Genomic DNA, 1,618 nt, shown 5'->3' on the forward strand with positions numbered 1-1,618 from the left:
ATGCACTGCATGCCCCTCTGCCTGTCCGGCGAGGACGGGTAAGGAAGGGGGCAAGACCAAAAAACGGAGGGGGATCACCCGCCCGAAGGGTCGCACATCAGAGCGATTTTGCAGCTCGAAGAGCGAAAAACGGGGACACCGATTTTTGGACTTGCTGGGAAAACTAGGGATGCCCCTTGGTTTCCCTCTCATAAGAAAAAATGTTCCGGAGGACATATTATGTGTCGCATACAAATTTGCATGAACAAGGACGACAAGCAGGATGCAGACGCATTCATTGGCTATGATCAGCCTTTGCGTACATTTTTTCTTCAGGGCTTTTTAAAGGACTATGGCGAGTACGAGGATTTTGAAATCTGGCTTGGTACAGAACTTGAGGAATTTCCTACCCTCGAAGGGATTATTGAAGCTGCAAAAATGAAGGGCTTTCACATAGGCGCTATAAGCCATGATGATCAGTTAAGCCTTATGCTTGCAGCTGGTCATAAATCAGAACCGTCATTAGCGGAGCGCATGGGCTGGTTTAATAGATGATTATTAGAATATGTTCGTTTTAATCGAAACAGATCCACGCAGTTTTTAAAATTCACCCATCCGGCTTAATTAAAGGCAGCTTATCAGTCGGTGACAAATATCTGTATAAGGTCGGGACAGAAACATTAAGTCTCACTGCAATTTGCTTTGCAGTAAGATCACCTTGTTCAAAAAGCGCTTTAGCTTGCACGATTGCAGCACTGTCCATTGCCTTTGGCCGCCCACCGTGTTTTCCACGCTTACGAGCTGCTTCCAGTCCCGCTTTTGTACGCTCCCTGATAAGGTCACGCTCAAATTCTGCAATTGAAGAAAATAGATGGAATATTAAGCGGCCACCTGATGATGATGTGTCAATATTTTCAGAGAGCGATCGGAATCCAATTTCTCTGGCCTGAAGGTCATTGACGGTTTCAATCAGTTGAAGCAATGAACGCGCAAGGCGGTCTAATCTCCATACAACAAGACTGTCCTGCCCGCTGCGCATATAATCCAAAGCTTTTAAGAGTTCTGGCCGGTCAGCTTTGGAACCGCTTGCGGTTTCAACAAAAACCTTTTCACAGCCAGCCGCGCGAAGAGCGTCAATCTGTAAATCTGCTGTTTGATCCTGTGTTGAAACACGCGCATAGCCGACGAGCATTTAATTGACCCTCGATCTTCTCAAAAACGGTTAATCATATGGTTTTGAGAACCATATCAATTGAGACGAGTTTTGAGAAGATATTTCGGGCAGATCAATTTATTTTTGTGATGCTGATTGAGCTTCTCAAAAACGACCGTATTTGAGAGGATTTATCTATCAGTGATCAAGACCATACTCTTGAACAATGCCTTCGCACCATCTGATGATTAATTCATGCGATTGAAATAGCTGTTTTAGATCAGCAGATATGCCTGCATATGGAAGATTTTTTGAATTTGAGGGATAGCGAAATCGATCAGCGTCTGTATCAATATTGTAGACTGTATCTATGCAGTGTTGAACCTGCATACTTAATTCATGGCTCTGTTGCAAAAATTTTGCCGATGTCCGAAAGAATGCTGACAATTTTCAGCGAGACTTTTGATGAACGATTTCAAGTGGCGC

The 1,618-nt window shown here is 44.1% G+C and carries 3 protein-coding genes; 2 read left to right on the plus strand and 1 reads right to left on the minus strand.

Annotated elements, in window-relative coordinates; all coding sequences use genetic code 11:
• Window positions 1–108: 108 nt before the first annotated feature.
• Window positions 109–534 carry a hypothetical protein gene (locus A918_RS0114150; RefSeq protein WP_156831450.1) on the plus strand — a complete coding sequence of 142 codons (426 nt, stop codon included), beginning with the start codon at window positions 109–111 and terminating at the stop codon, window positions 532–534.
• A gap of 52 nt (window positions 535–586) precedes the next feature.
• Here A918_RS0114150 and A918_RS0114155 read toward each other — a convergent pair whose 3' ends face one another.
• Window positions 587–1,171, minus strand: coding sequence for a recombinase family protein (locus A918_RS0114155; protein ID WP_022711700.1), 585 nt, complete (start codon window positions 1,169–1,171; stop codon window positions 587–589).
• 260 nt (window positions 1,172–1,431) lie between these two features.
• Here A918_RS0114155 and A918_RS22215 point away from each other — a divergent pair.
• On the plus strand, window positions 1,432–1,618 hold a 187-nt coding region (locus tag A918_RS22215), incomplete at its 3' end, for a hypothetical protein (RefSeq protein WP_210162326.1).

Source organism: Pseudochrobactrum sp. AO18b, assembly GCF_000409565.1.
Taxonomy (GTDB): Bacteria; Pseudomonadota; Alphaproteobacteria; order Rhizobiales; family Rhizobiaceae; genus Pseudochrobactrum; species Pseudochrobactrum saccharolyticum.

What these genes read in the sequence shown, in the direction of transcription:
- A918_RS0114155 (WP_022711700.1), bottom strand. Translation starts at nt 1,171, where the DNA reads ATGCTCGTCGGCTATGCGCGTGTTTCAACACAGGATCAAACAGCAGAT.